At 59.1% G+C, this 23,893-nt stretch carries 25 protein-coding genes; 7 read left to right on the top strand and 18 right to left on the bottom strand.

The window, feature by feature from the left end:
• Positions 1 to 35 precede the first annotated feature (35 nt).
• Positions 36 to 2,180: a 3-hydroxyacyl-CoA dehydrogenase NAD-binding domain-containing protein gene (locus tag ACIOVB_RS17410; RefSeq protein ID WP_401269753.1), complete on the bottom strand. Its 2,145-nt coding sequence runs from the start codon at positions 2,178 to 2,180 to the stop codon at positions 36 to 38.
• A 24-nt stretch (positions 2,181 to 2,204) separates the two neighbouring features.
• Positions 2,205 to 3,410, bottom strand: a complete 1,206-nt coding sequence (locus ACIOVB_RS17405) for an acetyl-CoA C-acetyltransferase (protein WP_401269751.1) — start codon at positions 3,408 to 3,410, stop codon at positions 2,205 to 2,207.
• Positions 3,411 to 3,995: 585 nt separating this feature from the next.
• On the opposite strand from ACIOVB_RS17405, the gene ACIOVB_RS17400 reads away from it, so the two are divergent.
• Positions 3,996 to 4,817 (top strand): c-type cytochrome, encoded by an 822-nt coding sequence (locus ACIOVB_RS17400; RefSeq protein ID WP_401269769.1) that lies wholly within the window; start codon positions 3,996 to 3,998, stop codon positions 4,815 to 4,817.
• A 113-nt stretch (positions 4,818 to 4,930) separates the two neighbouring features.
• Here ACIOVB_RS17400 and ACIOVB_RS17395 read toward each other — a convergent pair whose 3' ends face one another.
• The 10 genes from ACIOVB_RS17395 to ACIOVB_RS17350 form a co-directional block, all read right to left on the bottom strand.
• Positions 4,931 to 5,740, bottom strand: a complete 810-nt coding sequence (locus ACIOVB_RS17395) for a transglutaminase domain-containing protein (RefSeq protein WP_401269748.1) — start codon at positions 5,738 to 5,740, stop codon at positions 4,931 to 4,933.
• The gene (locus ACIOVB_RS17390; RefSeq protein WP_007914063.1) at positions 5,737 to 6,687 is read right to left on the bottom strand and encodes an alpha-E domain-containing protein; all 951 of its coding nucleotides are present in this window, start codon (positions 6,685 to 6,687) and stop codon (positions 5,737 to 5,739) included. Before ACIOVB_RS17390 ends, ACIOVB_RS17395 begins: the two co-directional genes overlap by 4 nt.
• A gap of 12 nt (positions 6,688 to 6,699) precedes the next feature.
• Complete coding sequence (locus tag ACIOVB_RS17385) at positions 6,700 to 8,109, bottom strand: circularly permuted type 2 ATP-grasp protein (protein WP_187680092.1); 1,410 nt, start codon at positions 8,107 to 8,109, stop codon at positions 6,700 to 6,702.
• A 478-nt stretch (positions 8,110 to 8,587) separates the two neighbouring features.
• Complete coding sequence (locus ACIOVB_RS17380) at positions 8,588 to 8,935, bottom strand: ribonuclease E inhibitor RraB (protein ID WP_003223226.1); 348 nt, start codon at positions 8,933 to 8,935, stop codon at positions 8,588 to 8,590.
• A 212-nt stretch (positions 8,936 to 9,147) separates the two neighbouring features.
• Positions 9,148 to 9,381, bottom strand: coding sequence for a hypothetical protein (locus ACIOVB_RS17375; RefSeq protein WP_085613485.1), 234 nt, complete (start codon positions 9,379 to 9,381; stop codon positions 9,148 to 9,150).
• Between the two features lie 130 nt (positions 9,382 to 9,511).
• Positions 9,512 to 10,387 carry a polyamine aminopropyltransferase gene (gene speE, locus ACIOVB_RS17370; RefSeq protein ID WP_401269746.1) on the bottom strand — a complete coding sequence of 292 codons (876 nt, stop codon included), beginning with the start codon at positions 10,385 to 10,387 and terminating at the stop codon, positions 9,512 to 9,514.
• A 178-nt stretch (positions 10,388 to 10,565) separates the two neighbouring features.
• Positions 10,566 to 10,757: a PLDc N-terminal domain-containing protein gene (locus ACIOVB_RS17365; protein WP_016773784.1), complete on the bottom strand. Its 192-nt coding sequence runs from the start codon at positions 10,755 to 10,757 to the stop codon at positions 10,566 to 10,568.
• Between the two features lie 71 nt (positions 10,758 to 10,828).
• Complete coding sequence (locus tag ACIOVB_RS17360) at positions 10,829 to 11,359, bottom strand: hypothetical protein (protein ID WP_401269744.1); 531 nt, start codon at positions 11,357 to 11,359, stop codon at positions 10,829 to 10,831.
• Positions 11,360 to 11,494: 135 nt separating this feature from the next.
• Entirely contained in the window at positions 11,495 to 12,013 is a 519-nt protein-coding gene (locus ACIOVB_RS17355; RefSeq protein WP_187680088.1) for an ankyrin repeat domain-containing protein, read from the bottom strand.
• A gap of 97 nt (positions 12,014 to 12,110) precedes the next feature.
• Positions 12,111 to 13,949 (bottom strand): long-chain-acyl-CoA synthetase, encoded by a 1,839-nt coding sequence (locus ACIOVB_RS17350; protein ID WP_401269741.1) that lies wholly within the window; start codon positions 13,947 to 13,949, stop codon positions 12,111 to 12,113.
• Between the two features lie 387 nt (positions 13,950 to 14,336).
• Between ACIOVB_RS17350 and ACIOVB_RS17345 the strand changes: the two genes are divergently transcribed.
• Positions 14,337 to 14,615, top strand: a complete 279-nt coding sequence (locus ACIOVB_RS17345) for a DUF3509 domain-containing protein (protein ID WP_095191301.1) — start codon at positions 14,337 to 14,339, stop codon at positions 14,613 to 14,615.
• 80 nt (positions 14,616 to 14,695) lie between these two features.
• Here the strand turns inward: ACIOVB_RS17345 and mtnC are convergent, their stop codons facing one another.
• The 5 genes from mtnC to aroC all read right to left on the bottom strand — a co-directional run bounded on the left by mtnC (position 14,696) and on the right by aroC (position 18,918).
• Positions 14,696 to 15,379: an acireductone synthase gene (gene mtnC, locus ACIOVB_RS17340; protein ID WP_401269738.1), complete on the bottom strand. Its 684-nt coding sequence runs from the start codon at positions 15,377 to 15,379 to the stop codon at positions 14,696 to 14,698.
• Positions 15,380 to 15,383: 4 nt separating this feature from the next.
• Positions 15,384 to 15,929: a 1,2-dihydroxy-3-keto-5-methylthiopentene dioxygenase gene (locus ACIOVB_RS17335; protein WP_401269735.1), complete on the bottom strand. Its 546-nt coding sequence runs from the start codon at positions 15,927 to 15,929 to the stop codon at positions 15,384 to 15,386.
• 94 nt (positions 15,930 to 16,023) lie between these two features.
• On the bottom strand, positions 16,024 to 16,650 hold the full coding sequence (locus ACIOVB_RS17330) for a methylthioribulose 1-phosphate dehydratase (protein ID WP_401269733.1): 627 nt from the start codon (positions 16,648 to 16,650) through the stop codon (positions 16,024 to 16,026).
• Positions 16,647 to 17,792, bottom strand: coding sequence for an MFS transporter (locus tag ACIOVB_RS17325; protein ID WP_401269730.1), 1,146 nt, complete (start codon positions 17,790 to 17,792; stop codon positions 16,647 to 16,649). The genes ACIOVB_RS17330 and ACIOVB_RS17325 overlap by 4 nt, the downstream gene beginning before the upstream one ends.
• A gap of 34 nt (positions 17,793 to 17,826) precedes the next feature.
• Positions 17,827 to 18,918, bottom strand: a complete 1,092-nt coding sequence (aroC, locus tag ACIOVB_RS17320) for a chorismate synthase (RefSeq protein WP_401269729.1) — start codon at positions 18,916 to 18,918, stop codon at positions 17,827 to 17,829.
• 130 nt (positions 18,919 to 19,048) lie between these two features.
• On the opposite strand from aroC, the gene ACIOVB_RS17315 reads away from it, so the two are divergent.
• Positions 19,049 to 20,002 carry an alpha/beta hydrolase gene (locus ACIOVB_RS17315; RefSeq protein ID WP_401269726.1) on the top strand — a complete coding sequence of 318 codons (954 nt, stop codon included), beginning with the start codon at positions 19,049 to 19,051 and terminating at the stop codon, positions 20,000 to 20,002.
• Between the two features lie 99 nt (positions 20,003 to 20,101).
• Positions 20,102 to 20,893: a hypothetical protein gene (locus ACIOVB_RS17310; RefSeq protein ID WP_401269724.1), complete on the top strand. Its 792-nt coding sequence runs from the start codon at positions 20,102 to 20,104 to the stop codon at positions 20,891 to 20,893.
• A 75-nt stretch (positions 20,894 to 20,968) separates the two neighbouring features.
• Here the strand turns inward: ACIOVB_RS17310 and prmB are convergent, their stop codons facing one another.
• Complete coding sequence (prmB, locus tag ACIOVB_RS17305; protein WP_401269721.1) at positions 20,969 to 21,877, bottom strand: 50S ribosomal protein L3 N(5)-glutamine methyltransferase; 909 nt, start codon at positions 21,875 to 21,877, stop codon at positions 20,969 to 20,971.
• A 239-nt stretch (positions 21,878 to 22,116) separates the two neighbouring features.
• Between prmB and ACIOVB_RS17300 the strand changes: the two genes are divergently transcribed.
• The 3 genes from ACIOVB_RS17300 (at position 22,117) to ACIOVB_RS17290 (ending at position 23,791) form a co-directional block, all read left to right on the top strand.
• Positions 22,117 to 22,707, top strand: a complete 591-nt coding sequence (locus ACIOVB_RS17300; RefSeq protein ID WP_053118675.1) for a cysteine hydrolase family protein — start codon at positions 22,117 to 22,119, stop codon at positions 22,705 to 22,707.
• 131 nt (positions 22,708 to 22,838) lie between these two features.
• Positions 22,839 to 23,159 carry a hypothetical protein gene (locus tag ACIOVB_RS17295; RefSeq protein ID WP_007914024.1) on the top strand — a complete coding sequence of 107 codons (321 nt, stop codon included), beginning with the start codon at positions 22,839 to 22,841 and terminating at the stop codon, positions 23,157 to 23,159.
• 74 nt (positions 23,160 to 23,233) lie between these two features.
• Complete coding sequence (locus ACIOVB_RS17290) at positions 23,234 to 23,791, top strand: Smr/MutS family protein (protein ID WP_187680079.1); 558 nt, start codon at positions 23,234 to 23,236, stop codon at positions 23,789 to 23,791.
• Positions 23,792 to 23,893 lie beyond the last annotated feature (102 nt).

Below are 23,893 nucleotides of genomic sequence, written 5' to 3'. Positions count from 1 at the left end.
CTGGCAAGGCAAGCCCCGGATTGGCTTCCCACCCTTTAGAACAGCTCCCCTTTCGCCGCTTTTTCCAGTAACAGGGCCGGTGGCGCGAACCGATCGCCATATTGTTCGGCCAGATACTGCGCACGGGCGACAAAATCCTTTACCCCGTATTGATTGATGAACTGCAGGGCACCGCCGGTCCAAGCAGCGAAGCCGATGCCGAAGATCGATCCGACGTTGGCGTCCGCCGTCGAAGTCAGGACACCCTCCTCCACGCAGCGCACGGTTTCAATGGCTTGCACGAACAGCAGGCGATCGCGCACATCCTTCGGCGAAATTTGCCCGTCAGCCTTCTCGAAGCGAGTCTTCAGCTCGGGCCACAAATGCTTCTGGCTACCAGCCGGGTATTCATAGAAACCGCCACCAGCGGCCTTGCCGGGACGCTTGTATTCATTGAGCAACAAGTCAATCACGGCGAACGCCGGATGATCTATCAGCGGTTTCTCTTCCGCTTGCAGGTCTTTGGCCGTTTGCTTGCGGATATGGCTCATCAGGCTGAGGGAAACTTCGTCAGAGATCGCCAGAGGCCCGACCGGCATCCCGGCCTTGCGCGCTTCGGTCTCGATCATCGGTGCGCTCACGCCCTCGCCGAGCATGGCGATGCCTTCATTGGTGAAGGTACCGAATACCCGCGAAGTGAAAAATCCGCGACTGTCGTTGACCACAATCGGGGTTTTCTTGATTTGCAGAACGAAATCGAAACCCCGCGCCAGGGTTTCCTCGCTGGTCTGCGCGCCTTTGATGATTTCCACCAGCGGCATTTTCTCGACCGGGCTGAAGAAATGAAGGCCGATGAATTTGCTCTGATCGGGTACGGCAGTCGCCAGCCCGCTGATCGGCAAGGTCGAGGTGTTGGAGGCAATTACAGCGTCGGCGCCGACAATTTCCTGCGCGGCCGCCGAGACTTTGGCTTTCAGTTCGCGATCCTCAAACACCGCTTCAATGATCAAATCGCAACCGGCCAGGTCGGTATCGGTTTCAGTCGGATGAATTCGCGCCAACACCGCTTCGCGCTGTTCAGCAGTCATTTGCCCACGGGCTACTTTCTTGTCGAGCAGCGCTACCGAATGGGCCTTGCCCTTCTCGGCTGCAGCGAGGTTGATGTCCTTGAGCACCACTTCGATGCCGGCCGAGGCACTGACAAAAGCGATCCCCGCGCCCATCATGCCGGCGCCGAGTACGCCGACTTTCTGCGTTTTATAAGGCACAAAGCCCTGCGGCCGTGAGCCACCAGCATTGATCTCGTTGAGCTGAAACCAGAACGTGCCGATCAGGTTTTTGGAGATCTGGCCGGTGGTCAACTCTGTGAAGTAGCGGGTTTCAATCAGGTGCGCGGTGTCGAAATCGACCTGAGCGCCCTCCACCGCCGCACACAGAATCTTCTCCGGTGCCGGCAGCGTGCCTTGGGTTTTGGTGCGCAGGATCGACGGTGCTATCGCCAGCATCTGTGCGACTTTCGGATTCGACGGCGTACCGCCCGGGATCTGATACCCCTTCACGTCCCAACGCTGCACCGCCGTCGGATTGGCAACGATCCACTCGCGAGCCTTGGCCAGCAGTTCATCCCGATCCGTCGCCAGCGCATCGATCAAACCGGCCTGTAACGCCTGTTGCGGACGAACCTTTTTGCCTTCGAGCAGATACGGCAGCGCCTTCTCGATGCCAAGCATGCGCACCATACGCACCACCCCGCCGCCGCCCGGCAACAAACCGAGAGTCACTTCCGGCAGACCGATCTGCACGGACGCATCGTCCAACGCTATCCGGTGATGACAGGCAAGACAGATTTCCCAACCACCGCCCAGTGCCGCACCGTTGATGGCCGCGACCACCGGTTTACCTAAAGTTTCCAGAGTGCGCAGTTGCCCTTTGAGGGTCAGCACCATGTCATAAAAGGCTTTGGCTTCGGGCTTGCCAACCTTGATCAACTCATTGAGGTCGCCGCCGGCAAAAAAAGTTTTCTTCGCCGACGTGATGATGACCCCGGCAATGCTGTCTTTTTCCGCGACAAGTCGGGCGACGCAGGCGGCCATGGCCTCACGGTAGACCGCGTTCATGGTGTTGGCGCTCTGGCCCGGCATGTCGATGGTCAAAACGACGATCGCGTCCTGGCCTTTTTCGTAACGAATGGCTTCGCTCATAACAGGGTTCCTTGAATTCGGGACTCAGAGACGTTCGATGATGGTGGCAATGCCCATGCCGCCGCCGACACACAGCGTCGCCAGGCCGTAGCGCAGACGCCGGGCTTCAAGTTCATCGAGCAGGGTGCCGAGGATCGCGCAACCGGTGGCGCCCAGCGGGTGGCCCATGGCGATGGAGCCGCCGTTGACGTTGACCTTGTCCGGGTCGACCGCCATGTCTTTGATGAATTTCAGTACTACTGAGGCAAACGCTTCGTTGACCTCAAACAGGTCGATGTCTTCCACACGCAAGCCAGCCTTCGCCAGCGCTTTGCGAGTGGCCGGCGCCGGGCCGGTGAGCATGATGGTCGGATCGGTGCTGGTGACCGCCGTGGCGACGATGCGCGCCCGAGGCTGCAAGCCCAGCGCCCGCCCCTTGGCTTCGGAGCCGATCAGCATCAACGCCGCGCCATCGACGATTCCGGAACTGTTTCCCGGTGTGTGCACGTGATTGATTCGCTCGACATGGCTGTAAACACGCAGCGCGGTCGCGTCGAAACCCATTTGACCGATCATTTCAAAACTCGGCTTGAGCTTGCCCAGCCCTTCCAGCGTCGATTCGGCGCGAATGAACTCATCGTGATCGAGCAAGATGATGCCGTTTTGATCCTGCACCGGCACCAACGATTTGTTGAACGAGCCATCGGCCCGCGCCCGCGCGGCTTTCTGTTGTGAGTACAGCGCGTAGGCATCGACGTCCTGGCGGCTGAAGCCTTCCAGGGTGGCGATCAAATCCGCCCCCACCCCCTGTGGCGTGAAGTGACTGTGCAGATTGGTCTGGGGGTCCAGCGCCCAGGCGCCGCCATCGCTGCCCATCGGCACCCGCGACATCGACTCGACGCCGCCGACCACCACCAAGTCTTCGAAACCCGAGCGCACCTTCATGGCACCGAGGTTGACCGCTTCCAGTCCTGAAGCGCAAAACCGGTTGATCTGCACACCTGCCACGCTAACGTCCCAATCGGCCACTTGCACGGCAGTTTTGGCGATGTCCGAGCCTTGATCGCCAATCGGCGTAACGCAGCCGAGCACAACGTCATCGACCTGGCTGGTGTCCAGTGAGGTGCGCTCTTGCAGCGCGGTCAATAGACCTGCCACCAGATTTACCGGTTTGACACTGTGCAAGGCGCCGTCGGCCTTGCCTTTGCCACGGGGCGTGCGTAACGCGTCGAAAATCAAAGCTTGGGTCATGACGTCCTCGAACCTGCGCGGTGAGTGAATTTCGTACTGTCACTGTTGTCCCCGACGGTCACGGATTCAATGACCACAGCGCTCAATGACATTGACGCGCACGCTCAGACGGACGGTCATCGGCGATTGGGTGAACCGGTTCAGGTCGGCGAGTTGTCTAGCAAGCGGGCGGCAAAGAAGCTGGCAATACGCCTCATGCCTTTTTAATCGCACTCAGCAGCAAGTACATATGAAATGGATCTAAGCCAAGCGTGACGCGGGCCCTAAGGTAAGACATGTACGTCATGGCCGTCGGGTTTTGCCGAGGCAGGCGTCATTCAACAGGAAGTGCAGCGCTTGCCGTCATGGATATGCAGGCAAGCATCAGGAAATAACAATAAAGGCGGTCAAGCCATGTTCAAACAACCGAAAGTTCGTCAAGCAGGACTCATTCTTTTCGCCACGACGCTGTTGTTGATTTTGCCGAACCTGACCAAGGTCATCGGCTGAGTTCAAGCGGCAGGTGCTGTAATTCGCCACTAAAAATGTGACTGGCCCGCTACCCGGGCCAGCGTGGCTGTGCCAACCTTTGCGCACTTCCACGACATGGACGGCGATCATTTGAAAGCGCTCATTGTGTTTGGGGCCATGCTGCTGAGCATGCCCTTGTCTGCCGCGCAACTGGATTTGCAGTTGGGCGCAAATAGCCGCACCTGGCAGACCGAGGAGCTGCTCAAGCATCCTCAGGTACAAACGCTTACGGTAAAAAGCGACGTGTCCTACAAGAAGGACATGACCTATCGCGCCTTGCCCGTCGCGGCGTTGCTGACCGGTATCAAACCTGAGGATCATCTGCAAGCGGTCGCACTGGATGGCTTTGCCGCCGAGCTTGCCGCTGCGCCGTTGCTCAATCAGAAAGGCGCGCGGGCCTGGCTGGCCATCGAGGACCCGGCCAAACCCTGGCCGCCGTTGTCAGAGGGCAAACACAGCGCTGGGCCGTTTTATCTGGTGTGGACCGATCCGCAAGCGGGGAATATCAGCCCGGAACAATGGCCGTTTCAAGTCGCCAGCATCAAGCGCATGGCGCCGGTGGCCGAGCGTTTTCCTGCCCTCCGGCCAGATCCTGCGTTAAAGGCCAATGACCCGGTCAATCAGGGTTTTGCGCTGTTTCAGAAAAACTGCCTCGCGTGTCATCGCTTGAACGGCGCAGGGGATGCGCAGTTCGGGCCGGATCTGAATATTCCGTATAACCCGACCGAGTATTTCGGTGCAGATTTCCTCAAGCGCTACATTCGTGATCCGCAGAGTTTGCGTCAGTGGCCGCAGGCGAAGATGCCGGGGTTTTCTGCGGATGTGCTGCCGGATGGGGATTTGCAGATGTTGATCGGGTATTTGCAGCACATGGCCGGGCGCAAAAACAAGCCCTGAACACAGATCCAATGTAGGAGCGAGCCTGCTCGCGATAACGGTGTGCCAGCCTTGCATGTACTGGCTGACAGATTGCTGTCACGAGCAGGCTCGCTCCTACAGGGGTTCGGTGTTTATTGCTGCTGCACAGAGATCACCGGCGCCGGCGTCGGCGACACAAACACCTTCGCATGCATCTGCTCACACCCACCACCTCGGCGCATGCCGCGCACCGGGCAGGCATCGAGGTAATCCAGACCCACCGCCAGTTTCAGGTGCCGCTCAGGTCGCGCCAGTTCATTGGTCACGTCAAAACTGTACCAGGCGTCATCCAGCCACGCTTCCGCCCAGGCGTGGCTGGCCAGGTGTTCGCAATCCTCGCTGTACAGATACCCCGACACATACCGCGACGGAATCCCCAGGCTGCGCGCGCAGGCCAGAAACGCGTGGGTGTGATCCTGACAAACGCCCGAGCGCCCGGCGAAAGCCTCGGCAGCGCTGGTGTCGACTTCGGTGGAACCCGGCGTGTAGGTCATGTGCTGATTCAGGCCGTGCATCAAATCGATCAGTGCGGTGCGGTCGCGACGCTGCTTGCAGGATTTTGCCGCGAACGCGCGTAGCGCCTCGTCCGCCTCGGTCAACCGGGTGAACCGCAGAAACGGCAACGCCGACTGGCTTTCATGCTCGGCCTCACGCAATTCGTCGATGTCGACCTGACCACGAGCACCGATGATGATCGATTCGTGCGGCTCGTCCATGGTTAGCACGTGGAGGATGTTGCCGAACGGATCGAGTTGCGCGCGCACCGGGCGCGGCAGGTCGAGCTGCCAGCTCAGCACATGCTGCCGCTCGCTGTCGTGGGGGGTCAGTCGCAAGTACTGGATGCTCGCCCGCACCTGATCTTCGTAGTGATAGGTGGTCTCGTGGCTAATGGAAAGTCTCATGCAGCCTCCAGGTAGGAACTGTGAATGGCGTTGCCCAACTGGCGCACCAATGGGATGAACTCGGTCAGCCAGGCGTGCAGGCCTTCCTCGAGAATTTCGTTGATGCCGGTGTAGCGCAAACGTGCGTCCATTTCGGCCGCCAGACGTTGCGCGGGACGACCGTTGGCGCCTGGCAACTGGGCGAGTATCTGGTCGATTTCTTCGGTGCAGGCACGCAGGGAGCGTGGTACATCAGCGCGCAACAACAGCAGCTCGGCGACATGTCGGGCGCCGGGCGCATCGCGATAGATTTCGGTATAGGCCTCGAAAGACGACAACGCTCGCAGCAACGCACTCCACTGGTAATACGCGTGGGCCGTCCCGTCACTGACGGCTTCGGCCTGATCGCCGGCCATCTCGTAACGCGCGTCGAGCAGTCGCAACGTGTTGTCGGCGCGCTCGATGAACGTCCCCAGGCGAATAAAGCGAAACGCATCGTTACGCATGATCGTGCCGTAGGACGCGCCACGAAACAGGTGCGAACGCTCCTTGATCCATTCACAGAAGCGGCTCATGCCATAGCGGCTCAAGCCCTGTTCGGCGATCCCGCGAATTTCCAGCCACGTTGCGTTGATGTTTTCCCACATGTCTGCGGTGATGCGCCCGCGCACCGCGTGCGCACTGGCCCGCGCCGCGCCGAGACAGCTATAGATGCTCGCCGGATTGGCGGCATCGAGGGCGAAGAAATGCAGCAGGCGTTCGGCATGCAAAGCACCGTGACGCTCGAGGTAATCATCCAGGGTGCCGGTAATCAGCAGCGGCATGGCCAGTTCGTGCAAACCGTCACCGCGACCGTCTTGCGGCATCAGCGACAGCGAATAACTGATGTCGAGCATCCGTGCGAGGTTTTCCGCCCGCTCCAGGTAACGCGACATCCAATACAGATCCGAGGCAGTTCTACTTAACATGGCAAGCTTCCTTCAATCCTCGACCACCCAGGTGTCCTTGGTTCCGCCACCCTGGGAAGAATTCACCACCAGGGAGCCTTCGCGCAGGGCGACACGGGTCAAACCACCGGGCACAACCCGGGTTTCGCGACCGGACAAGACAAATGGCCGCAAGTCGATATGGCGCGGCGCAATGCCGTTTTCGACAAAGGTCGGGCAGGTCGACAGCGACAGCGTCGGTTGCGCGATGTACGCATGGGGCTTGGCCTTGATGCGCTCGCGGAAGGAATCGATTTCCGCGGTTGTCGCAGCAGGCCCCACCAGCATCCCGTAACCACCGGAACCCTGTGTTTCCTTGACCACCAGATCCGGAAGATTGGCCAGCACATGGGAAAGTTCAGACGGATTGCGACACTGCCAGGTCGGTACGTTCTTCAGGATCGGTTCTTCATCGAGGTAGAAACGGATCATGTCGGTGACAAACGGATACACCGATTTGTCATCCGCCACGCCCGTGCCGATGGCGTTGGCCAGCACCACATTGCCGGAGCGATAGGATGACAGCAGGCCCGGTACGCCAAGCATCGAATCCGGATTGAACGCCAGCGGATCGAGGAACGCGTCGTCGAGGCGGCGGTAGATCACGTCCACCGCTTTCGGGCCATCGGTGGTGCGCATGAAGACCTTGTCATCGCGCACAAACAGATCCGCACCTTCCACCAGTTCGACGCCCATTTCTCGAGCCAGAAAGGCGTGCTCGAAGAACGCACTGTTGAAGCGTCCCGGCGTCAGTACCACCACGCTCGGATCGTCAATCGGGCTTGAGCTTTTCAGCGTGTCGAGCAGCAGGTTCGGATAATGATCGATAGGCGCGATACGCTGGGCGGAAAACAACTCCGGGAACAGACGCATCATCATCTTGCGGTCTTCAAGCATGTAGCTCACGCCGCTCGGTGTGCGCAGGTTGTCTTCGAGCACGTAATAGGTGCCGTCGCCGTCGCGCACCAGATCGACGCCGGAGATATGCGAATAGATATCGCGGTGCAGATCCAGCCCTTGCATCGCCAACTGATACTGCTCGTTGGCCAGCACCTGTTCGGCGGGAATAATCCCGGCCTTGATGATGCGCTGCTCGTGATAGAGGTCGGCGAGGAACATGTTCAACGCCTTGACCCGCTGGATGCAGCCGCGCTCGACAATCCGCCACTCACTGGCGGGAATGCTGCGCGGAATGGTGTCGAAAGGAATCAGGCGCTCTGTGCCCTGCTCGTCCCCGTAGAGCGTGAACGTGATGCCGGCACGATGGAACAGCAGATCGGCCTCGCGGCGCCGCTGGGCCAACAGCTCGTCAGGCGTGTCAGCCAACCACCGGGCAAACTCCCGGTAATGCGGGCGGACCTGGCCGCCGGCATCGTACATCTCATCAAAATAGGTGCGGATCATGCCGTACTCCTTGTCACCCGGACATCCAGACCATCGCAAGGCCCGTGCCATCGGCATAAACGCTTTGATTTCAATCGGTTGGATAATCACGCCACAGACGCCGCACCATTCCTGTGCGACAAATGCCCCAACCTGATTGCCCCCGCCTCATTGCGACGCAGTGCTGTCGCCTATCACCAGCATAGTCAGAGTTGATTTCACTGCTCGCGGCTGGCTGCGGATAATCCGCGCATCCGCTGAAAAAACTTCCCCCGATGAAGCCTTCAGCCCAATCGATCCGGACTGCCTTTGCGGCCCTCAAAGCCTTAACCCTGACCGGTTTCCTCTCCTTATCGGTCTTCCCTTTTAGCCACCCTCTCCGGTGGCTTTTTTTTGCCTCGGATTCTTGTTTCAGGGTTTTGCCACGGGAATTCAAGCAAGCCGAAAACGACAACGGCCAACCCAAAGGTCAGCCGTTGCTTGCGTTGATTACCAGAGATCAGTTCAAACGGTAGCGGTTACGCACCTCCTGCTTGACGCCCCAGCCTTCGATGATGCCACCCAAGGGCTCGACCACCGCCGAAAAGCCCTGCTCGAAATCGCCGATATCGTCATAGGTCGCGTACATCACTTTGCTCAATTCCAGAGACCACGCGCCGTCGTCGCGCGCGCTGACCTGGGCATTGATGGATTCACCGCGAAACTTGCCTGCCGCCCTGCGCGCCCGCTCCTCGTCCGGGAAAATGGCGTAAAACTCGATGGGATGGAATCGGGAAAAATCGAAACCGCCTTCTTTCATGCGGCGCAGTACATTGCTGCTGATGTCTTCTTGATAGGCTGTGCTCATGAATCGTCCCCCTCGGATAGATGGATAGACTTTCCGTATTCCCGCCCCGGGCCTTACTGGCCAAAGTACTACGGCAACGTGGTTGCGCGCGGGAAACAAGCATGTAGCTGACAAGACCAGACCTTAGCGATCCGTTCGCTGATCTCGCTTGCAGAGTAGCCCCAAGATAGAGCTGCTGCCAAGGCCTGGTGCTTCAAGTGACAAGAAGAATTTCAGATGGGAGTGATACTGCGGATTTCGATGCTGTTCTGGGTTTTCAGGCTTTTGACGCCTGCATCGGCAGTGCGCCCTTCCAGATCGTTCAGATCCAGTTCGGCGGCGACAGGCAGGAGCCGTTCCTTGATCAGTCGAGCAGCTTCATCGTCGCTTGGGCATTCCGCACGCTCGAAGACCTCATCGACAATTTCACCATGATCGTCCACGAAAGTGACTTTCCACTTTTGCATCGGTGCCTCCTCGATCAAACCCGCAAATGGGCTTACACCTATCTCGACTTTTGGCCGGATTGATCGTTCAAAAGGATTGCTGCGAGCGAACATGAAAAAAGTTACATCCGCTGTAGGAGTTGCGTGATTTTCAGTCGTTGCCTGGCTTGTTGATCGCCTGCAGTACGTACTGCGGCAGCGCAAACGCACCGATGTGAATTTCCGGGTTGTAGTAGCGAGTGACAATGCCGCTGCCGATGAAACGCTGTCGCAGGGTTTCACAGCTCAACTTGCGGTAGGCCGGGTTGGTCGAACCCCAAGCGAACGTCATCGAGCCGCCGATATAGGTCGGAACAGCGGCCTGATAGAAATGCCAGTCCGGAAACAGGCTGCGCAGGCGGCCGGCAGTGGTTTTGACTTCGTCGATCTGCATGAACGGCGTGCCGTTCTGAGTCACGAGGATGCCGCCTTCGTTCAGGCAACGGTGGCAGGCCTGGTAGAAGTTTTCCGAGAACAACACTTCGCCCGGGCCGATCGGGTCAGTGGAGTCGGAGATGATCACGTCGAATTTATCGGTGGTGGTGGCGACAAAACGCATGCCGTCATCGATCACCAGGTTCAGACGCGGATCTTCGTAGGCGCCCTTGGAATGGTTCGGCAGGAATTGCTTGCACATGTCGACCACGGTGCCGTCGATCTCGACCATGGTGATGTGCTCGACACTGCCGTGCTTGGCCACTTCCCGCAGCATGCCGCCGTCACCGCCGCCGATGATCAGCACGCGCTTGGCGGTGCCGTGGGCGAGGATCGGCACGTGGGTGAGCATTTCGTGGTAGATGAATTCGTCGGCTTCGGTGGTCTGGATCACGCCGTCAAGCGCCATTACCCGGCCCATTCGCGGGTTCTGGAAGATCACCAGATGCTGGTGTTCGGTGCGCACTTCGTGCAGCAGTTTTTCCATGCGAAACCGCTGACCGTAGCCTTCGTAGAGGGTTTCCAGGTACTCACTGGTTTTGGTGACTGTCATGGTGACGTGCTCCGATGAATGCGCGGGCGCCAATCGTGGCGACGATTGTCCGGGAAAGGCGCGCATTCTACGTTGCCGAAGATGACAGGTCGAACCTCGCGCCATCGGCTTGGCACAATCCCTGTGGTAGCTGGCTTGCCAGCTACCACAGGTTTCGAGTTGTTCTCGAAAGTAGCGGCTAGATTCGGACATTCCCCCGCGGCCCGGCGATTGCCCAGATGATCAGGCCCAGCACCGGCAGGAGGATGATCAGCAGCACCCAGACAATTTTCATCCCGGTGGACGCGCCGCTTTTCAGCACATTAATGATGGCCCAGATGTCGAGGGCGAGAATGATCAGACCGATCAGACCGTTAAACGTCGAACCCATGGTGTCGCTCCAGAATAGTGGCATGCACTTTTAGGATAGACGGGCCAGCGCAGGGTTCCCTTTTATTACGCTCAGACGTGAACGGCGATCCTCAGCGCTTCCAGCGACGGTGCGGCGGCGATGCCGACCTCGGCGCACAGTTCCAGCACCCGTGGCACATCGTTGCCGTAGACCAGCACCACTTGCAGCTCATCGTCGAGCAACTGACTGAAGTTCATCAGCGTGTAACCGCCGTTTTCCTTGCTCAGACTGCTCATCTGCACCTGGATACGGTTGAGTGCGGTCAACGCTTCGGTCTTGGCCAGTTGCTTGGGCTTGAGGTTGAAATCCACGCTCGGGCCGAACGAAGCAACAATCTGCGCGAACAGGTCGACGTAGGTGTCGGCCTGAAACATTACGGTTTCCGGCAGGCTGCCGACGACGACCCATTCGCCCAGCGGCATCGGGAACGTGTCGTCATAGTTGATGTCCGGATTGGCGGCCAGAAACGCGTCGGCATCGGCGTAGGCCTGAGCGGCTTCATCGGCCACGTTCAGGATCTCGTCCTCGCCCATGCAGCCGGAACTGATTTTGCTGATGAGTTCGACGAGTGCGGCTTTCATAAGGGCGGATCCTATGGCGAGGGTAGATTTTGAGGGCGCGAAGGATAGCGCAGAAAAGCAAAAGATCGCAGCCTTCGGCAGCGCCTACAGCAGATCAGTGCAGGCGCTGCCGAATGCTGCGATCTTTTGACCTGATCAACCCAGCAGTTTTTCCAGTTGCGCGGTGGTATCGACCGCGCCCATGGTCCGCGCCGCGTCCAGCGCGGAAACACCATTGGCATCCTTGGCTTTCGGGTCGGCGCCCTTGCTGATGAGGTAATCAACGATTTCAACACGGTTGAACATCGCAGCCATCATCAGCGCAGTGCGGCCATCGAAGGACGAGCCTTCAACCTGCGCGCCACCCTCGACCAGCGCCGAGACTACCGCCAGATCGCCTTTGAAAGCAGCACCGGCAATCGGACTTTGGCCATTGTCGTTGCGAACTTCCGGGTCGGCCTTGTGTTCCAGCAGAACTTTCACGGTTTCCACATGGCCGTGGTAAGCCGCGAGCATCAACAATGTGTCGCCCTTGTGATTGCGAAGATTCGGTGGCAACCCTTTAGTCAGCAGCGCCGCCATCATCGCGGCATCACCCTCACGCGCCTTGTTGAAAACCTGCTCGGCAAATTCGGCAGCCTCTTCAGGGGTCATCTGGCGGCTTTGGTCGGACATTAGGCAACTCCACTTCGGTCAATCGGAAAGCCGACAGTTTTCCCGAGCAAGACGATAGCTGTCACCCTCTTTTTCTCAAGATTGCCTATAGCCACAATCAATAACGGTATTTGCCCTGATGAATTTCAGCCAAAACTTCATCGGTGACCTGCACATAGGTCTGCGTGCCGGGCAGCCAGGCGAAGATCGGGTCATCGCCCGTCTGGCCGGGGTCGAAACCTTCTTTTTTCAGCCGGGTTTTCTGGTATTTGAAGGTGCCGGTGGTTTCCATTTTCACCTTCACCCGCAAAAACAACGGTACGGCGTAGGCCGGCATGCGTTGCCGTGCAAAGGTCAGCAGTTCTGCAAAATCCAGGGTCGCAAGAGATTCAGCCGGGGTTATCGCCGCCATCCCGGCGCGACCGTTGGTGTTGCAGATTTCCACGCCATACGCCACCGCCTCGGAGATATGCGGATGCTGTAGCAGAAGGTTTTCGACTTCTGTGGTCGAAACGTTTTCGCCCTTCCAGCGATAGGTGTCGCCGAGCCGATCAACAAACTGGGCATGACCGAAGCCGATATTTCGCAGCAAGTCACCGGTATTGAAGAAACGGTCGCCTTTGTTAAACACATCGTCCAGCACGACCTTGGCGGTCTTCTGCGGATCGGTGTAACCGTCCAGCGGTGCCTTCTCGTCGATCCGTGCCAGCAGCAACCCCTGCTCGCCCTTGCCGACCTTGCGCATGAAACCGTCATCGCCACGAAGAGGCTCACCGCTGTCGTGATCGTAGGCGACCAACTCCCAGGCCATCAGGGAAAAGCCGATGGTGTTGTCAAAGTTGAGGATGTTGGTGAAGCCGATATTGCCGTCGCTCGCCGCATACAGTTCGCAAATGTGATCCACCGCAAACCGTGTCTTGAATTGCGCCCAGGCGCCCGGGCGCAAACCGTTGCCGATCATCTTGCGCACGCCGTGACGGCTGTCATCGGCACTGGCCGGTTGATCGACCAGATAGCGGCACAACTCGCCGACGTAGCCGATGGTGGTCGCGCGATAGCGGCGTACGTCGCTCCAGAACTGGCTCGCGCTGAATTTGCGGCGGATCGCAAAACCCGATGCGCCATTGATCGCCGAGCCCCAGCACACGCAAAGGCCGGTGGCGTGGTACAGCGGCAAGGTGCAATAAACCACGTCGTCCGGGCGCATATTCAGCGCGATCATGCCGAAACTGGCGGAACTGCGCATCCAGCGGCCGTGCTTGAACACCCCCGCCTTGGGCAGTCCGGTGGTGCCGGAGGTGTAGATGTAGAAACAAGGGTCATCGAAAAATACTTGCTGGCTGCTCGACGGATTATCGCTGCTGGCGTCGGCACTGGCGCTGATCAGATTGACATAGCCCTCGGGCGCAATGCCCGGGTGGCTGTAGGTGTCCTGATCCGCGACAAACCAAGTGCGCTGCGGCGCAATCGACACCTGCTCGCGCACCGCAGCAAATGCGGGCACCAACTCTTCGCCGACCACGATCGCCACCGGCGCTACAAGGTTTACGCTGTGGATCAGTGTGTCGCGGGTCTGCGAGGTATTGAGCAGCGCGCTGACAGCGCCGACCTTGGCCAGCGCCAGTATCGTCACCAGCAGTTCCGGGCGATTCTCGACGAATACCGCCACCACGTCGCCCTTGCCGATGCCCTGCCCGTTCAGATAGTGGGCGATACGATTAGCCCACTGGTTGACCTGCGCATAGGTCAGCAACACATCGCCCTGCAATAACGCCGGCCCATCAGGATTGCGCAGAGTCGCTTGTTCGAATGTCCAGCCAAGGCCACAGCTTTGGGTCGGATCCGTGACGTTGGCCACCTTCATGCCTTTAACCACCCGAGGGATGGCTTTGGCGATCATCGGCAGTTTGCGGAGCATCATGCCCCAGGTAATCGTGTCGCTTGGCGCGTGACTCATGGAAGCTCCCCGTTCGGCCTTGGCGTTGGCCGGTGTTTTTATTGTCGGGCGACTGGGTGAGGCAACCGGCGATCTTGTGCGACGGTCGAGACCGAAAATACGTCAGCGCTTCTCGGCCTGTACACGCGGTTTTTGCAATGTTTTGTATCCGCAGGCTCAACGGCGACGGCGCTGATCCTGGCTTTATCAATTGGTTCCGTAGAATCGAGAACGATCCCGCAAAATGCAGGATGCACGATGGCCATTCATGCAGATTGCACGACCCGTTTAAATTTTAAATTTTTTAACTTATTGATTTATATGGATTTTAATTTTATCGACTGCTGGCACAATCACTGCAACCTCCTCTGCATGCTTGCCATTCAAGTGCATACGGAGCTGAAAAACATGAGCCTGATCCAAGAAAAATTTACCTCCCTGTTCTCCAACTTCGACGTCACCACTGCGCCGCGTCCCGATGGCGGGATTCTGCTGACCCTGCGCAGTGCCGACGGCAAAGTGTTCAAGCGCGCCCTCACCTATCAACAACTGCATGCCGGCGACCAACTGTCGTGGGCGATCAGTGCGATTCGCCGTGACTTGGCCGAACAGGCCAGCGAACTGCCGCAAATTGCGATGTTGCAGAGCCAGCAGCGTTTTGCCCTGCCGACTTATCACTCGCTGTAATTCAAACCCTTAAACAAAACAGGCCGTGAAGCATGCGCTTCACGGCCTGTTTGTTTGTGCGCCGTTTCCTTGTGGGTGCTTTAGAACGCTTCCGGTTCAATTCCGGTAAAACTATCGACCGTCACATGCCCCGCCAACTCCCCGCCTTCACGGGCCAGACCGCAGGTTTGCAAACCGGCAGCCTGAGCCGCATCGAGTTCCTGCACGATGTCTGACAGAAACAGAATCTGCGCAGGTTCAACACCAATCGCCTGTTGAATGTTGGTGTAAGACTGCGCCTCGCGCTTGGGCCCGGACGTGGTGTCGAAGTAACCACTGAACAGCGGCGTCAGATCCCCCGCCTCAGAGCAGCCGAAGATCAGCTTCTGCGCCTGGATCGAACCGGACGAATACACAAATAGTTGATAACCCGCCTGATGCCAGCGTTGAAGTGCTTCAACAGCATCCGGGTAAACGTGGCCCTTCAACTGCCCGGCCTGATAGCCCTGCTCCCAGACCATGCCTTGCAACGCCTTTAGCGGCGTGGCCTTGCGGTCTTCGGCGATCCAGTCCAACAGAATCTCGACAACACGTTCAACATCAGCCTGCGGCTCGTTGCTGTCGCGGCGCACAGCGTCAAGTTGCTCGGCGACATCGGCACGTTCGGCGTTCTGCCGCACGAAGTCCGGCAGATGTTTGGCCGCATACGGGAACAGCACGTCGAAAACGAAACTCACCGCGCTGGTGGTGCCTTCGATGTCGGTAAGAATGACTTTGATCGACATCGGCTCAGTCCTCCAGACGCGGGAAGCGGCCGGCGATGTCTTCGCCGGTGAAGTTGGCGACCCAGCCGTCAGGATTGTTGAACAAGCGAATCGCCACGAAATGAGGATGCTCGCCCATGTCGAACCAGTGCCTGGTGCCGGCAGGTACCGAGATCAGATCGTTCTTCTCGCAGAGTACGGCGTAAACGTAATCGTCGATGTGCAGGGTAAAAAGCCCACGGCCAGCGACGAAAAAGCGTACTTCGTCTTCGCCGTGGCGGTGTTCTTCAAGGAACTTGGCGCGCAATTCGGCTTTTTGCGGGTGATCGCTGTTGACGCTGATGACATCGACGGTGACGTAACCGCGTTCGGTCATCAGTTTGTCGATCTGCTCTTGATAAGCGCTGATCACTTCTTCCTGTGTCGCGCCGGGCTGGATCTTTGCGGCGGCTTGCCAGCGGTCGAACCGCACGCCCTGCTCGGCCAGGGTGGAAGCGATGTCTTCGAAATGGGTCAGCACCTTGTTTGGAATCTCAGGGCTGGAAATGTGATAGACGGACAGGCTGCTCATTGGGGCAATTCCTCGGTATCGGCCTTGCCGTCCGGTTCTTGCAGACCGGTCGGGCACAGCATTTCATCAGGCAAAAGGGCTGGTTCTGGTGAAGTCAGCCTTGGCGGTTCATGACGCTGCGAGTTTTCAACTCGCATTCAAACAGGAATTCAAAGGCCTCGATCTGGCGTAGCGCGTCGTTCATTTGCGCGCCCCAGGTGTAGAGGCCGTGGCCACGGATCAGGTAGCCGACGCAATCGGGATGGCCATCGAGCCAAGGCTGCACCTTGGCGGCAAGGCGCGCAATGTCCTGATCGTTGTCGAAAATCGGCACGCGCACCCGGGATTCGTGGGTCGAAATGCCACTGAAGGCTTTTTGCAGCTCGTAGTCTTCGAACTCGATGAAATCTTCCGGGGTCAGCCGTGAAAGCACCGTGGCGTTCACCGAATGGGTGTGCAGCACCGCTCCGATTTCAGGGCGCCAGCTATAGAGCTGAGTGTGCAGCAGGGTTTCGGCGGACGGTTTTTTACCCGGCTCCAGACTGTTACCGGAAAAGTCGGTGGCCAGCACATCATCCAGACCCAACTGCCCCTTGTGCTTGCCGGATACGGTGAGCAGCGCTTCGCTGGACGACAGGCGTGTCGAATAGTTGCTGCTGGTGGCCGGCGACCAGCCTCGACCGTAGAGAAAACGCCCGGCGTCGACGATTTGCTGGGCGAGTTGTTCACGCGTAAGGCTCATGGCCTGTCCTCTTGCATACGTGTGGCAATGATAACGGCAGCAGCGAGCGCAGCGAGACTGGCAATACTAAAGGTCAATGTCGAGCCGAGGGCATTCCAGCTGTAGCCGGAATACAAAGCGCCCAACGCACCGCCGGTACCGGCCAGTGCCGCATACAACGCCTGCCCCTGGCCTTGCTGCCGCGCACCAAAGCTACGTTGCACGAACTGGATGGCAGCGGCGTGAAAGCTGCCGAAGGTCGCCGCGTGCAGAACCTGCGCAAACAACAGCAGACCCAGGAATTCGGCGAACGAACCGAGCAGTACCCAGCGCAGCGCCGCCAGCAGAAAACTGGCCATCAGCACCCGGCGCACCGAGATACGCGCAAGAATCCGGCTCATGGCCATGAACATCAGCACTTCGGCGACCACACCAACTGCCCAAAGCATGCCGATTACGCCGCGACTGTAGCCGAGGCGTTCCAGGTGCAAGGTCAAAAACGTGTAATAAGGCCCGTGGCTCATCTGCATCAGCGCGACACTGCCGTAAAACGCGAGAACGCCAGGACTGCGCAACTGCTTGAGAAAGCCGTCCCCATTTGGTCGATTGCCCTGTACCGGTTGCGCGTTCGGCACCCACAAGCTGCTGAGGACGATGCCGGCCATGATCAACACCAGCGCCGCCGGGTAGATGTCGAGGCTGAGCCATTCGAACAGGCGACCCAGCGCGACCACGGTGATGATGAAACCGATCGAACCCCACAGGCGGATCTGGCTGTAACGGGAGGTCTGGCCCTGCAAATGCGCCAGCGTGATGACTTCAAACTGCGGCAACACCGCGTGCCAGAAGAACGCATGCAACGCCATGACCATCGCCAGCCAGGCGTAGGTCTTGCTGACGAAAATCAGCGAAAAGGTCAGCAGCGTGCACACCGCGCCGAAGCGCACGATAGCCAGGCGTTTGCCGGTGTAATCACCCAGCCAGCCCCAGATGTTCGGCGCCACGCAGCGCATCAGCATCGGGATCGCCACCAGCTCACCAATGCGGGCGGCGCTGAAGCCAAGGTGATCGAAGTAAAGCGCCAGGAACGGCGCCGTCGAGCCGAGCAAGGCGAAGTAGAACAGGTAGAAACTGGACAGCCGCCAGTAAGGGAGCGCCGCCACGCCGGTTATGCCGCGACGGCTTTGAGGTCTGCCATTAAAGCTGACCCAGCACCGGCGTGCTCACCCGTACATCGGCGTTCTGGCCACGGTGACGCAGCAGATGATCCATCAGCACGATGGCCATCATCGCTTCGGCAATCGGCGTGGCACGGATGCCAACGCACGGATCGTGGCGACCCTTGGTAATCACGTCGACCGGGTTGCCATCGACGTCGATCGAACGGCCCGGGGTGGTGATGCTCGACGTCGGCTTCAGCGCCAGGTGCGCAACGATTGGCTGACCAGACGAGATACCGCCGAGGATGCCACCAGCGTTGTTGCTGAGGAAGCCTTCCGGAGTCAGCTCATCGCGATGCTCAGTGCCGCGCTGGGCGACGCAGGCGAAACCGGCGCCGATTTCCACGCCTTTCACCGCGTTGATGCTCATCAGTGCGTGGGCCAGTTCCGCGTCGAGGCGGTCGAAAATCGGCTCGCCCAGGCCCGGCATCACGCCTTCGGCGACGACGGTGATCTTCGCGCCCACCGAGTCCTGATCACGGCGCAACTGATCCATGTAGGCTTCCAGCTCCGCAACCTTGTCCGGATCAGGGCTGAAGAAGGCGTTGTCTTCGACCGAATCCCAGGTCTTGAACGGGATTTCGATCGGGCCGAGCTGGCTCATGTAGCCGCGAATGACGATGCCTTGGCTCGCCAGATACTTCTTGGCAATCGCACCGGCCGCCACACGCATCGCCGTTTCACGCGCGGAGCTACGGCCGCCGCCACGGTAGTCGCGCTCGCCGTATTTATGGTGGTAGGTGTAGTCGGCGTGGGCCGGACGGAACAGATCCTTGATCGCCGAGTAGTCCTTGGACTTCTGGTCGGTGTTGCGGATCAGCAGGCCGATGGAACAGCCGGTGGTGCGCCCTTCGAACACGCCGGAGAGGATTTCGACTTCGTCGGCCTCCTGGCGCTGAGTGGTGTGGCGGCTGGTGCCGGGCTTGCGGCGATCAAGGTCGCGCTGCAGGTCTTCGATGGAAATCTCCAGGCCCGGCGGGCAGCCGTCGACAATGGCGACCAACGCCGGACCATGGCTTTCGCCAGCGGTGGTGACAGAGAACAACTTGCCGTAGGTATTGCCGGACATGCAGGACGCTCCGTGAAATCAAACCCAAATTCGTGATGCGCGCCAGTATACGCAGGCTAACCGAGTAGTTCATCCTCGAACCTTAGCGGTGTTGGTGAGTCCAACCGGCACCTTGGCGAATGATGGCGTGATGATGCTGCGAGTTTTGATCTTGAGTCTTACCCTCTTTACTGGCTTTGCCCAGGCGACAGTCCTACAGCGTCCGATGACTTTGGATACTGGTAGCGGAGAACTTTTCGGCTCGCTGTTGCTGCCCAAGTCCGACAGTCCGGTGCCGGTTGTCCTCATTCTTTCAGGCTCAGGTCCTACGGACCGTGACGGAAACAACCCCGACGGCGGGCGCAATGACAGCCTTAAACGGCTGGCGTGGGTGCTGGCCAAACACAACATCGCCAGTGTGCGTTACGACAAACGCGGTGTGGCCGCGAGCCTCGCCGCCACGCCTGATGAGCGCAATCTGTCGGTGGAAGCCTATGTCGCCGACGCCCAGGCCTGGGCGCGTAAGCTCAAGGCCGATCCACGGTTCGGCCAACTGATTCTGCTCGGCCACAGCGAAGGCGCCCTGATCGCCACGCTGGCCGCGCCGGGTGCCGATGCCGCTGCGGTTATTTCCCTGTCCGGCAGCGCCCGGCCGGTCGATCAGGTGATCCGCGAGCAGCTGGCCCGCAGCCTGCCGCCCCCCTTGATGCTGCGCAGCAACGAACTGCTCGACAGCCTCAAGGCCGGTCATACCGACGACAACGTGCCGGCGCCGTTGCAAGTGATTTTCCGCCCAAGCGTGCAGCCGTATCTGATTTCGCTGTTTCGCCAAGACCCGGCAAAAGCATTCGCACAATTGCAGATGCCAGCGCTGATTGTTCAGGGCAGCAACGATATTCAGGTCGGCACCGAAGACGCGAAGCTGCTCAAGGCTGCCAAACCCGACGCCGAACTGGCGGTGATCGAAGGCATGAACCATGTTCTGCGCATCGTGCATAACGATATGAAGCGGCAATTGGCCTCCTACAAGGACCCGAATTTGCCGTTGGCCGCTGAACTGGGCAGCAAAATCATCGAGTTTATTGACGGACTTCGCACCCGTTAAGCGCGGTTTGCCCTCCAGTCCTGAAGAAAGCGGCCGATAAGCCTGTGTCGCCAGCGTATCGGCTGGCGACAAGCAGGGCTTGGACAGGATCTCGCCGTTATGACTGATACCCAGACTTCACCCGACACCACCGCTGAAAAAGACGCACCGCCAGCGGTCGAGCTGCCGTGGGCGGATGTCCACGTCGAGCACCACAAGATGCTCCGCCTGGCACCGCTGCAGACCGATCGTCACACCGGTGGCCGGCCGTTACGCTTTGTCGAGTTCGGTTACGCAGAACGCCACAGCAAAGAACATAGCCTGATGCGCTTGGCGATCAAACTGCCGAGCCAACGGGTACGCAAAGAACAGAATCACCTCGATGTGTGGGCCGATCACACCACCAAGCGTGTGCGCTTCGGCCCGGACAGCGGCTTGCAGATCGAACCGTTGAACCGTGGCATCGGCCGTTTCATGGCCGCGCAAGGGATCAACTGGGCGAAAAAACGCTGGCCGACCTACACCGTCGACGGCTTGGACTTGAACAACAAGGACGCGCTGAACGAAGACACCCGCCTGCGTCGTGATCATTTCCTGAAAGTCCACGGTTTCGAAGTGGTCTACGCCGATGCCCAGCATTTGAAGGGCAGCATCAAGGACGTTCAGGTCGGTGACTTGCTCGGCGACTGGAACAGCGAAAAGCTGCAGATCGTCGAGATTCTGGAAGCGGCGCAGATGCTTCAGCAGGCCGAGCAAAACCTGGCGGAGCAAGAAGTGAAGCTGAAGAAGCAGGAAGAGAAGGTCAGCAAGTTCAAACGTGAAGACGCCGGGCTGCGCTTCACCATTACCTGTCTGGTGGCGTTTGCGGTGTTTCAGGCCGGGTTGCTGATCTGGATTGCTACGCACCGGTAAATCAAAAGATCGCAGCCTGCGGCAGCTCCTACAGAGACCGGTGTAGGAGCTGCCGCAGGCTGCGATCTTTTGCTTTTAAACGCGGGAAGCGAACAGCGCCTGATGATTGCGGCACTGCTCCGCCGTCAACATGAACACGCCATGCCCGCCGCGCGCGAACTCAAGCCAGGCGAAGTCGACTTCCGGGTACAACGCTTCAACGTGCACCTGGCTGTTGCCCACCTCGACAATCAGCAAACCCTTCTCGGTCAGGTGATCCGCCGCTTCGGCGAGCATGCGCCGAACCAGATTCAGACCGTCATCACCGCAGGCCAGGCCCAGCTCAGGCTCATGCTGGTATTCGTCCGGCATGTCAGCGAAATCTTCCGCGTCGACGTAAGGCGGGTTCGACACGATCAGGTCGAAACGCTGACCCGGCAATCCGTCGAAACCATCGCCCTGCACGGTGTACACACGCTCATCAACGCCGTGGCGCTCGATATTCTGGTTAGCCACTTCCAGCGCTTCGAACGACAGATCGGCCAGCACCACTTCGGCGTTCTGGAATTCGTAGGCGCAGGCAATGCCGATGCAGCCAGAGCCCGTGCACAGATCTAGAATCCGCGCCGGCTCAGTGCCGATCCACGGCGCAAAACGGTTTTCGATCAGCTCGCCAATCGGCGAACGCGGGATCAGCACGCGCTCGTCGACGATGAACGACATGCCACAGAACCACGCCTCCCCCAGCAGATAAGCGGTCGGGATGCGCTCTTCAATGCGGCGTTTGAGCAGACGTTGCAGGTTGACCAGTTCGTCATCCTCCAGCGCACAATCAAGATAACTGTCGGCAATTTCCCACGGCAGGTGCAAAGCGCCCAGCACCAACTGCCGGGCTTCGTCCCAGGCGTTATCGGTGCCATGGCCGAAAAACAGATCCTCCCCATGGAAGCGGCTGACGGCCCAACGGATGTGGTCGCGCAGGGTACGAAGTCGGGAAGTGATCACGGGGCAGAACTCCAGAAAAAACGACTGGCGATTCTACCAGCCAAAACGCGCCACGACGACGCAGGAAAAACACCGGCGCGACGGTAGGAGATTTCTATTTTTTGCATCAGCTATTGAACAGAACGTGTAACTTGACAAGGCTGCAGGCCAGTAACGACGGCACCTACGATGGTAGCGATTCACAGAAGCGCTCAGCCAGAGGACAATGTCGCAAAAGCCCCACCCCAAGGAGCCCCAGAATGTCCGTTCCAAAAACGATGTTTCAACTCAGCGGTCGCGGTTACGCAGCGGCCACACTGAGCCATGCCACTGTGGTCATCATCGATGCCCAGAAAGAGTACCTCAGTGGCCCGCTGGCCCTGAGCGGCATGGACGCGGCCGTCGCGAACATCAAACAAGTGGTTGCCGCAGCCCGTGCAGCCGGTCGGCCGATCGTGCACGTGCGTCATCTCGGCACCGTCGGAGGCCTGTTCGACCCGCAGGGCGAACGCGGCGAGTTCATCCCCGGCCTCGAACCGCAGGGCGACGAAACCATCATCGGCAAATTGCTGCCGAGCGCTTTCCATGGCACCGAGTTGCTTGACCGCCTGCAAAACCTTGGCTCGCTGGACTTGATCGTCTGCGGCTTCATGAGCCACTCCAGCGTCAGCACCACTGTACGGGCGGCGAAGAATCTGGGTTTCCGTTGCACGCTGGTCGAAGATGCCTGCGCCACCCGTGATCTGCCGTTCAAGGGGCGCGTACTCAGCGCCGAACTGGTGCAGGAAGCCGAAATGGCGATCATGGCCGACAATTTCGCTACCCTTGCCTTGACTCAAGACTTGATCTGATAGCGCCTTGATGAGCGGTTCAGCGCGCCGCTCATCCACAAAGTCCTCTCATTTGCCGCAAATGCCATAGCCTCAGGAACAACCCGGTCAACTCCCGGTCGAAGGGCCGATACCCATTGAGGAAGGTCGGAATGAAGTTATCCGATGGATTTGACGCACGCCGCTTGCGGCCAAAAGGCCAAAGCAACTGGCGTTTTCGCTTCGGCGCTGCGATCGCCGCCATTCTGGCGACGTTCGGTGTGCTGCTGGCGATGGCTGGGGCGGCCAGCCTGCTCGGGCGCCCACCAGCACTCGGCGATTTGAATGCCACGCCGATGGGCTCGGCGATCATTCTGGCGGTCGGTTTGCTGTTTCTGTATTTCGGCGTGGCCCTTTGGCGTAGATGCCGCCGTCGCGCCCGGCAATCGCGGGAACTGAACATGTCCCCGCACCTGATGAAAAAACACGACTGACTCCACGGCCTGGCTTTTTGCCGGGCCGTTTTGTTTCGACTTGGGTAAACTGGCCGCCCTTCGCGGAGGCTGACATGCAAGACGACGATTTTTCCCTGTTCAAAAGTGCGATCCAAGGCGTCAAGCCGATCAAGCACGACCGCGCCGACACCGGCAAACCCAAGGCTGACCGCGCACAGATCGCCAAGCTGCGTCAGTCCGCCACCGTGCGCAGCGATGCCACCATCGTTGATGGCCTGTCCGATCAATTCGTTATCGACGTCGGCCCGGAAGACGAGTTGATGTGGGCGCGCGACGGGGTGCAGGAAAGTCAGATGCGCAAGCTCAAGGTCGGCCAGATTCCGTTCGAAGGCAGTCTTGATTTGCACGGCATGAGCGTGGAAAAGGCCCGGGAAACCCTCTGGGCATTTCTTGCCGAAGCGACCAAATTCGAAATCCGCTGCGTGCGCGTCACCCACGGCAAGGCAGTGCGGCTGGACGGCAAACGACCGATGATCAAAAGTCACGTCAACACTTGGTTGCGCCAGCATGCGCAAGTGCTCGGTTTCTGCTCGTGCCAGGCGAAACACGGCGGTGCCGGTGCGGTTTATGTGATGCTGAAACGCACGATGATGGAAGGTCGCGACGAATAATCCCGTTACACCGAACTTGCAGGGTTGTGTCCGCCACCGTACCCTTGCCCTTTGCGAAAATCCCCACAGGTAGTTTCATGTCCCTGGAACAGAATTACACCG

The sequence above is a fragment of the Pseudomonas sp. NPDC087639 genome (assembly GCF_044743385.1).
GTDB lineage: Bacteria > Pseudomonadota > Gammaproteobacteria > Pseudomonadales > Pseudomonadaceae > Aquipseudomonas.
This window is presented reverse-complemented; position numbering and strand designations above follow the sequence as displayed.

Excerpts from the sequence above, each read along its gene's own strand:
- ACIOVB_RS17375 (WP_085613485.1), bottom strand. The coding sequence starts at position 9,381 with ATGCAAAAGTGGAAAGTCACTTTCGTGGACGATCATGGTGAAATTGTC.
- ACIOVB_RS17295 (WP_007914024.1), top strand. The coding sequence starts at position 22,839 with ATGAAGTTATCCGATGGATTTGACGCACGCCGCTTGCGGCCAAAAGGC.
- ACIOVB_RS17400 (WP_401269769.1), top strand. The coding sequence starts at position 3,996 with ATGGACGGCGATCATTTGAAAGCGCTCATTGTGTTTGGGGCCATGCTG.
- ACIOVB_RS17360 (WP_401269744.1), bottom strand. The coding sequence starts at position 11,359 with ATGAAAGCCGCACTCGTCGAACTCATCAGCAAAATCAGTTCCGGCTGC.
- ACIOVB_RS17395 (WP_401269748.1), bottom strand. The coding sequence starts at position 5,740 with ATGAGACTTTCCATTAGCCACGAGACCACCTATCACTACGAAGATCAG.
- mtnC (WP_401269738.1), bottom strand. The coding sequence starts at position 15,379 with ATGTCGATCAAAGTCATTCTTACCGACATCGAAGGCACCACCAGCGCG.
- ACIOVB_RS17345 (WP_095191301.1), top strand. The coding sequence starts at position 14,337 with ATGAGCCTGATCCAAGAAAAATTTACCTCCCTGTTCTCCAACTTCGAC.
- ACIOVB_RS17390 (WP_007914063.1), bottom strand. The coding sequence starts at position 6,687 with ATGTTAAGTAGAACTGCCTCGGATCTGTATTGGATGTCGCGTTACCTG.
- ACIOVB_RS17365 (WP_016773784.1), bottom strand. The coding sequence starts at position 10,757 with ATGGGTTCGACGTTTAACGGTCTGATCGGTCTGATCATTCTCGCCCTC.
- ACIOVB_RS17330 (WP_401269733.1), bottom strand. The coding sequence starts at position 16,650 with ATGAGCCTTACGCGTGAACAACTCGCCCAGCAAATCGTCGACGCCGGG.
- ACIOVB_RS17335 (WP_401269735.1), bottom strand. The coding sequence starts at position 15,929 with ATGAGCAGCCTGTCCGTCTATCACATTTCCAGCCCTGAGATTCCAAAC.
- ACIOVB_RS17405 (WP_401269751.1), bottom strand. The coding sequence starts at position 3,410 with ATGACCCAAGCTTTGATTTTCGACGCGTTACGCACGCCCCGTGGCAAA.
- ACIOVB_RS17290 (WP_187680079.1), top strand. The coding sequence starts at position 23,234 with ATGCAAGACGACGATTTTTCCCTGTTCAAAAGTGCGATCCAAGGCGTC.
- ACIOVB_RS17315 (WP_401269726.1), top strand. The coding sequence starts at position 19,049 with ATGATGCTGCGAGTTTTGATCTTGAGTCTTACCCTCTTTACTGGCTTT.
- ACIOVB_RS17310 (WP_401269724.1), top strand. The coding sequence starts at position 20,102 with ATGACTGATACCCAGACTTCACCCGACACCACCGCTGAAAAAGACGCA.
- ACIOVB_RS17300 (WP_053118675.1), top strand. The coding sequence starts at position 22,117 with ATGTCCGTTCCAAAAACGATGTTTCAACTCAGCGGTCGCGGTTACGCA.
- ACIOVB_RS17410 (WP_401269753.1), bottom strand. The coding sequence starts at position 2,180 with ATGAGCGAAGCCATTCGTTACGAAAAAGGCCAGGACGCGATCGTCGTT.
- ACIOVB_RS17380 (WP_003223226.1), bottom strand. The coding sequence starts at position 8,935 with ATGAGCACAGCCTATCAAGAAGACATCAGCAGCAATGTACTGCGCCGC.
- aroC (WP_401269729.1), bottom strand. The coding sequence starts at position 18,918 with ATGTCCGGCAATACCTACGGCAAGTTGTTCTCTGTCACCACCGCTGGC.
- ACIOVB_RS17385 (WP_187680092.1), bottom strand. The coding sequence starts at position 8,109 with ATGATCCGCACCTATTTTGATGAGATGTACGATGCCGGCGGCCAGGTC.
- speE (WP_401269746.1), bottom strand. The coding sequence starts at position 10,387 with ATGACAGTCACCAAAACCAGTGAGTACCTGGAAACCCTCTACGAAGGC.
- ACIOVB_RS17355 (WP_187680088.1), bottom strand. The coding sequence starts at position 12,013 with ATGTCCGACCAAAGCCGCCAGATGACCCCTGAAGAGGCTGCCGAATTT.
- ACIOVB_RS17350 (WP_401269741.1), bottom strand. The coding sequence starts at position 13,949 with ATGAGTCACGCGCCAAGCGACACGATTACCTGGGGCATGATGCTCCGC.